Source organism: Roseiarcus sp. (assembly GCF_049514155.1).
GTDB lineage: Bacteria > Pseudomonadota > Alphaproteobacteria > Rhizobiales > Beijerinckiaceae > Roseiarcus.
Genome location: NZ_JBEKVH010000004.1, coordinates 78,470 through 85,112 on the forward strand (window position 1 = coordinate 78,470; position 6,643 = coordinate 85,112).

Genomic DNA, 6,643 nt, shown 5'->3' on the forward strand with positions numbered 1-6,643 from the left:
TAGACGCTGGGCGTAAATCGTATAAATCTTGTCGAACGAGTCGGGATAGACGGCGCGCGCCCTGGCGCTGCGCCGACTGGAGGGCATAGCCAGTGTCGATGCTGACCAACAAGGGCAAATATGGATTGAAGGCGATGATCCACCTCGCCGGCAAGCCGCCCGGCGAACCGTCCCTGGTCGCCGACATCGCCGCCGCCAACGCCATTCCCAAGAAGTTCCTCGACGCGATCCTCGGCGAATTGCGCACCGCGCGTCTGGTCCATTCCAAGAAGGGCCGCGGCGGCGGCTACGCCTTGGCCAAGAGCCCGTCGGATATCATGGTCGGCGACATCGTCCGCGCGCTCGACGGTCCGCTGGCGCCGATCGCCTGCGCCAGCCGCAACTTCTACCGCCGCTGCGACGACTGCTCGAGCGAGAAGGCCTGCCACGTCAGGCTGATGATGCTCGAAGTGCGCGCCGCGATCGCCGACGTCCTCGACCACCGTTCGCTGTCGGCGATGCGCGACCTGACCGAGACGCACGGCGAACTGACTTACGAAATCTGAGCGTCGGCTTAGCGACGATCCACGCGTGGACAAGGCGCGGCGCCGGTCCCACGCTTGCGCCTGAAGCGCGAATTCGCCGTTGCGGAGCGCCGCTTATCGCCGTCCCGCTTACGCGATCGCGCCGCTGGAGCCACCATGCAGGCCGTCGCCTCGATCGGCAAGGTCGTCTCGGTCCGCGGCGCCGTCGTCGACGTCGCCTTCGACGGTCGTCTGCCGCCGATCGACGCCGGCGTGGTCGTCGAACCGCCGGGCCGCGAGTCGCTGACGCTCGAGGTGCACGGCCACCTCGATCCCAACACCGTTCGGGCGATCGCGCTGCAGGCGACGGCGGGACTGAACCGCGGGACGCCGGTTCGCACGACCGACGGGCCGCTGATGACGCCGGTCGGCGAGGCGGTGCTCGGACGCCTGCTCGACGTGACCGGAACCCCGCGCGACCTTGGCCCGCCGCTGCCCGCCGACGTCGAACGCCGACCGATCCACGCTCGCCCGCCGGCGCTTAAGGATGAGACCTCGGCGACGGCGATCTTCGAGACCGGGATCAAGATCGTCGATCTGCTCGCGTCGCTCGCGCAAGGCGGCAAGGCGGCGATGTTCGGCGGCGCCGGCGTCGGCAAGACGGTGCTGGCGATGGAGTTGGCGCGGGCGATGATCGAGAAGTACCGCGGCATCTCGATTTTCGCCGGGGTCGGCGAACGGTCGCGCGAGGGCCACGAACTGCTCGCCGACGTGCGTCGCTCCGGCGTGCTCGCGCGCGCGGCGCTGGTGTTCGGCCAGATGAACGAGCCGCCCGGCGCGCGCTGGCGCACGCCGATGACGGGGCTGACGATCGCGGAGTATTTCCGCGACGACAAGCGGCAGAACGTCCTGCTGCTGATCGACAACATCTTCCGCTTCGTCCGGGCCGGGGCCGAAGTCTCCAACCTGCTCGGCCGCCTGCCCTCGCGCGTCGGCTACCAGCCGACGCTCGCCACCGAAGTCGCGGCGCTGGAGGAGCGCATCGTCTCGGTCGCCGGGGCGGCGGTGACGGCGATCCAGGCCGTCTATGTGCCGGCCGACGATTTCACCGACCCGGCGGTCACTGCGATCTCGAGCCACATGGACAGCGTCATCATGCTGTCGCGCGGCCTCGCGCCGCAGGGCTTCTATCCCGCCGTCGATCCGCTCGCCTCGTCCTCGGCGCTGCTCGATCCGCAGGTCGTCGGCGACGCGCATTACCGCATTGCGGAGCGCGCGCGCGAAACGCTGGCGCGCTTCAAGGAGCTGCAGGACATCATCGCCTTGCTCGGCGTCGAGGAGCTCGGCGCCGCCGATCGCCTCGTCGTCAAGCGCGCGCGGCGGCTGCAGCGCTTTCTCACCCAGCCGTTCGCCGTCACCGAGGCGTTCACCGGCGCCGCGGGGCGCAGCGTGACGCGCGCGGCGACCATCGCCGGTTGCCAGGCGATCCTCGACGGCGAGGCCGACGACTGGGCGGAAAGTTCGCTCTACATGGTCGGCGACATCGACGAGGCGCGCGCCAAGGAGCGCGCGGCCGCGCCGGCGGAGCGCGCCGCATGAGACTGCGCATCGTCACGCCGCTCGAGATCGTCGTCGACGAGCAGGGGGTGACCTCGCTGCGCGCCGAGGACGCGAGCGGCGGTTTCGGCATCCTGCCGCGCCACGCCGACTTCCTCACCCGCCTGACGGTGTCGGTCGTAAGCTGGATCGGCGGCGACGGCGCCGAGCGCCATTGCGCGGTGCGCGGCGGCGTGCTGACCGTCAGCGGTGGGCGGGAGATCGCGGTCGCGACGCGCAAGGCGGTCCCTGGCGATGATCTGGCGACGCTCGATCAGACCGTGATCGAGCGCTTCCGCTCCGAGACCGACGAGGAGCGCCGCGCCCGTGCCGACAGCGCCCGGCTGCACCTGACCGCGATCCGCCAGATCATGCGCCGCCTGCGCCCCGAGGGGCGCGACGGCCCGACGGGGTGGTGATGAGCGCGCCCGGCCCCAATCCCGGCGAACGCGACCCGCTGGTCGCCAGCGCGCGCCGCAAGGACGAGCGCCGACGACGCTGGAAGCGCGAAGGCGAGCCGTCGACCGCGCGCCGCCTCGCCGAAATCGGCGTGCTCGGCTGGGTCATCGTCACGCCGATGCTGATCGGCGTCTTCGTCGGCCGCTGGCTCGATCGCACGTTCGCCTCCGGCATCTTCTGGACCGCGCCGCTGCTGATCGTCGGCCTCGCGGTCGGCGCGTGGTCGGCGTGGAAATGGATCAACGCCCAATGAACGCCGGCGCCGAGGTCCTCGAACTCGCAGGCTTCGCCGCCGCCGGCGCGGCGGTCGCCTGTCTCCACCTGCTGGCGCTTGCTTGCGCCGTGCGGCGTCTCGTCGCCGGCGGCGCGCGCGCGGCCGCGGCGCTGACCGCGCTGCGCCTGGCGCTGCTCACCGGCGCGCTGACCGCGGCGAGCCTCGTCGGCGCCCGCCCGATGCTCGCGCTCGCGCTCGGCCCGCTGCTGACCCGCGCCGCGCTGGTCAGGCGCATCGGAGGCGTTACGTGATCTCGCCGCTCGTCAGCCCGGTCCTGTTCCACGTCGGTCCGATCCCGATCAGCGAGCCGGTCGTCGTCACCCGGGGCATCATGGCGGCGCTGACGGTGGGCAGTCTGGCGCTGCGCCGCCGGCTGAAGCTCCTGCCGGCGTCGATCCAGGCGGCGTGCGAGCTGGTGGTCGAAGCGGTCGACTCGCAGATCCGCGACACGATGCGCGTCGATCCGGCGCCCTATCGCGCCTTCATCGGCACGCTGTTCGTCTTCATCTTCGTCGCCAACTGGTCGTCGCTCGTTCCCGGCGTGACGCCGCCGACGGCGCGGCTCGAAACCGACGCGGCGCTGGCGCTGATCGTCTTCGTCGCGGTGATCTGGTTCGGCGTGCGCGCCGGCGGCCTCGAGGGCTATCTCGCCACCTTCGCCACGCCGAGCCCGCTGATGATCCCGCTCAATTTCGTCGAGAGCCTGACGCGCACCTTCTCGCTGCTGATCCGCCTGTTCGGCAACGTCATGAGCGGCGTGTTCGTCATCGGCCTCATCCTGTCGCTCGCCGGCCTGGTCGCGCCGATCCCGTTGATGGCGCTCGACCTGCTCACCGGCGCCGTTCAGGCCTACATCTTCGCCGTGCTGGCGACGGTGTTCGTCGCCGGCGCGTCGCCGAAGCCGCTCCCGAATCGCCATCAGAAGAAAGGACGCCGCCATGAATTGGATCGCCGCCGTCAGCATCGCATCGGCCGCGCTCGCCGTCGCCTTCGGGGCGATCGGCCCAGCGCTCGGCGAAGGCCGCGCCGTCGCCGCGGCGATGGACGCGATCGCCCGCCAGCCCGAGGCGGCCAACACCATCTCGCGCACGCTGTTCGTCGGCCTGGCGATGATCGAGACGATGGCGATCTACTGCCTGGTGATCGCGCTGCTGCTGCTGTTCGCCAATCCGCTGCTGAAATGACCGCATGACCATCGACTGGTGGACGCTCGGCTTCCAGGCCGTCAACGTCGCGATCCTGATCTGGATTCTCGCGCGGTTCTTCTGGCGGCCGCTCGCCGCCATGATCGAACAGCGGCGCGAAGCGGCGGGCCGCATCCTCGCCGAGGCCGAGGCCAAGCGCGCCGAGGCCGTGGCGGCGGCGGCCGAAGCGGTCAAGGCGCGCGCCGGTTTCGCCGCCGAGCGCGAGGCGATCCTCGCCGCGGCGCGGACGGCCGCCGAAGCGGAGAGCGCGACGCGCCGCGCCGAAGCGGATCGCCGGGCGGGCGAAATCGAGGCGGCGGCGCGCACGGCGATGGCGGCCGAGCGCGAGGGCGCCGAGCGCGCTTTCGCCGAGCGGGCGGCGCGGCTCGCGCTCGAGATCGCCGGGCGGCTCGCCGGCCGGCTCGACGCGAGCGCGGTGCGCGCGGCCTTTCTCGACGGGCTGGTTGCGGCGATTCGCGCCCTGCCGGACGAGGAGCGCGGCGACGCCGCGTCCCGCGCAGATTTGCAAATCGTCAGCGCCGCGCCGCCGAAGCGCTCGGCCGCGCCGGCGAAGTCGGCTTCGCGGTCGATCCGAATCTGATCGCCGGCCTCGAGCTGCGTGGCGCGCATCTCCTCGTCGGCAACAATTGGCGCGCCGACCTCGACCGCTTGAAGAGGGAGATCGCCGATGTCGGATGATTTCGAACGTCTGGCGGAGGACTGGCTCGACGGCGCGCGCGCGCGGCTCGATCGCGCCGAGCTCGGCGCGAAGGTCGAGTCGATCGGGCGGGTCGAAGAGGTCGAGGACGGCGTCGCGTTGGTTTCCGGCCTGCCCGACGTCGGCCTCAACGAACTGGTGCGGTTCGACGGCGGACAGTTCGGCTTCGCCCAAACGCTCGAGCGCGACCGCGTTGGTTGCGTCCTGCTCGACGAAGGCGAGGCGGTCGAAGCGGGCGACGCCGTCCGTGGAACCGGCGACGTGGTGCGCGTCCCGGTCGTCGACGCGCTGTTCGCGCTGGGGCGCGGCCAACGCGAGCTGATCATCGGCGATCGGGCGATCGGCAAGACGACGCTCGCCGTCGACGCGATCATCGCCCAGAATACGTCGAGCGTGCGCCGGGCGATCGACGCGATCCTGGCGCACGGCGATCCGTCGCGCTGCATCTTCGTCGTCGCCGAGGCGGCGAGCCCGCCCGGCCTGCAATGGATCGCGCCCTTCGCCGGTTTCACGATGGCCGAATATTTCCGCGACCGCGGCCGCCACGCGCTGATCGTCGTCGACGACCTGAGTAAGCATGCCGCCACGCACCGCGAAATCGCGCTGCTGACGCGCCAGTCGCCAGGCCGCGAGGCCTATCCCGGCGACGTCTTCTATCTGCACGCGCGGATGCTCGAACGGGCGGCGAAACTGTCGGCCGCGCGCGGCGGCGGTTCGCTGACCGCGCTGCCGATCGCCGAAACTGACGCCGGCAACCTGACCGCCTATATCCCCACCAACCTGATCTCGATCGCCGACGGTCAGATCGTGCTCGACGCGCGGCTGTTCAACGAGGGCCGCAAGCCGGCGGTCGACGTCGGCCTCTCGGTCAGCCGTGTCGGCGGCAAGACCCGAGCGCCGGCGCTGCGGGCGCCGGCGGACGGCCGACGCTCCCTGATTACCGTTCGCCGCCCCTGCGCTGATGTGCCGCCTGGCGGCTCGCTTCGCGTTCGCGCACTTGACATAATTTGTGAGCCGGGCGAGCATTTTGACCAATTGGTCAAGAACTGTCGCAACGCAGCGCGCGGACCTCGCGCGTGGAGGGCCGGAATGGGAATCGTTTCCGAACCGCGGGGGATCGCCGACGTCAAGCCGGGCCGCCTCGACCGCGCCGCGCTCAGCGACAATTTCTCCGACCTCCACCCGCCGCTCGACGCCCATGAGGCGAAGGTCGAATCCGACCGCTGCTATTTCTGCTACGACGCGCCCTGTCAGCGCGCCTGTCCGACCTCGATCGACATTCCGCTCTTCATTCGCCAGGTCGCCGGCGGCAACCCGCTCGGCGCCGCCGAGACGATTCTCAACGCCAATATCATGGGCGGCATGTGCGCGCGCGTCTGCCCGACCGAGACCTTGTGCGAGGAAGCCTGCGTGCGCGAGGCGGCCGAGGGCAAGCCGGTGCGAATCGGCCTGTTGCAGCGCCACGCCGTCGACGCGCAGATGGCGACCGGCAAGACGCCGTTCAGCCGCGCCGCGCCGAGCGGCAAACGCGTCGCGATCGTCGGCGCCGGCCCCGCCGGGCTGGCTTGCGCCCACGCGCTCGCCGTCGCCGGCCACGAGGCGACGATCTTCGAGAAGCGCGAGAAGTCGGGCGGCCTCAACGAATACGGCGTCGCCGCCTACAAGACGCCCGACGACTTCGCCGCGCGCGAGGTCGCCTTCATCCTGTCGACCGGCGGCGTCACGGTGAAGCACGGCGTCGCGCTCGGCCGCGACGTGACGCTCGAGCAATTGCGCCGCGACTATGACGCGGTGTTCCTCGGCGTCGGCCTCGGTTCGACCAACAAGCTCGGATTGCCGGGCGAAACCCAGCTCGCCAACGTCATCGACGCGGTCGAGTATATCGCCGAGCTGCGTCAGGCGAAGGATC

General features: G+C 70.9%; 8 protein-coding genes and 2 pseudogenes. All 10 read left to right on the forward strand.

What is annotated here, in order from left to right; translation table 11 throughout:
- Positions 1 to 98 precede the first annotated feature (98 nt).
- Positions 99 to 545, forward strand: a complete 447-nt coding sequence (locus tag ABSF49_RS01260; protein ID WP_424110821.1) for an RrF2 family transcriptional regulator — start codon at positions 99 to 101, stop codon at positions 543 to 545.
- A 135-nt stretch (positions 546 to 680) separates the two neighbouring features.
- On the forward strand, positions 681 to 2,102 hold the full coding sequence (gene atpD, locus ABSF49_RS01265) for a F0F1 ATP synthase subunit beta (RefSeq protein WP_424110815.1): 1,422 nt from the start codon (positions 681 to 683) through the stop codon (positions 2,100 to 2,102).
- Positions 2,099 to 2,518, forward strand: a complete 420-nt coding sequence (locus ABSF49_RS01270) for a F0F1 ATP synthase subunit epsilon (RefSeq protein WP_424110816.1) — start codon at positions 2,099 to 2,101, stop codon at positions 2,516 to 2,518. Before atpD ends, ABSF49_RS01270 begins: the two co-directional genes overlap by 4 nt.
- The gene (locus tag ABSF49_RS01275) at positions 2,518 to 2,811 is read left to right on the forward strand and encodes an AtpZ/AtpI family protein (protein WP_424110817.1); all 294 of its coding nucleotides are present in this window, start codon (positions 2,518 to 2,520) and stop codon (positions 2,809 to 2,811) included. Before ABSF49_RS01270 ends, ABSF49_RS01275 begins: the two co-directional genes overlap by 1 nt.
- Entirely contained in the window at positions 2,808 to 3,083 is a 276-nt protein-coding gene (locus ABSF49_RS01280) for a hypothetical protein (RefSeq protein WP_424110818.1), read from the forward strand. Before ABSF49_RS01275 ends, ABSF49_RS01280 begins: the two co-directional genes overlap by 4 nt.
- Positions 3,080 to 3,676 (forward strand): annotated as a pseudogene (locus tag ABSF49_RS01285) (F0F1 ATP synthase subunit A); the annotation flags it as partial. The gene ABSF49_RS01280 and the pseudogene ABSF49_RS01285, both read left to right, overlap by 4 nt.
- Before the next feature lie 94 nt (positions 3,677 to 3,770).
- A complete protein-coding gene (locus tag ABSF49_RS01290; RefSeq protein ID WP_424110822.1) occupies positions 3,771 to 4,016 on the forward strand; it encodes a F0F1 ATP synthase subunit C in 246 nt (81 codons plus the stop codon).
- Positions 4,017 to 4,020: 4 nt separating this feature from the next.
- On the forward strand, positions 4,021 to 4,617 hold the full coding sequence (locus ABSF49_RS01295; protein ID WP_424110819.1) for a F0F1 ATP synthase subunit B family protein: 597 nt from the start codon (positions 4,021 to 4,023) through the stop codon (positions 4,615 to 4,617).
- Positions 4,618 to 4,704: 87 nt separating this feature from the next.
- Positions 4,705 to 5,655 (forward strand): annotated as a pseudogene (locus ABSF49_RS01300) (F0F1 ATP synthase subunit alpha); the annotation flags it as partial.
- Positions 5,656 to 5,823: 168 nt separating this feature from the next.
- Positions 5,824 to 6,643: FAD-dependent oxidoreductase (locus ABSF49_RS01305; RefSeq protein WP_424110823.1), on the forward strand; the 820-nt coding region annotated here is incomplete at its 3' end.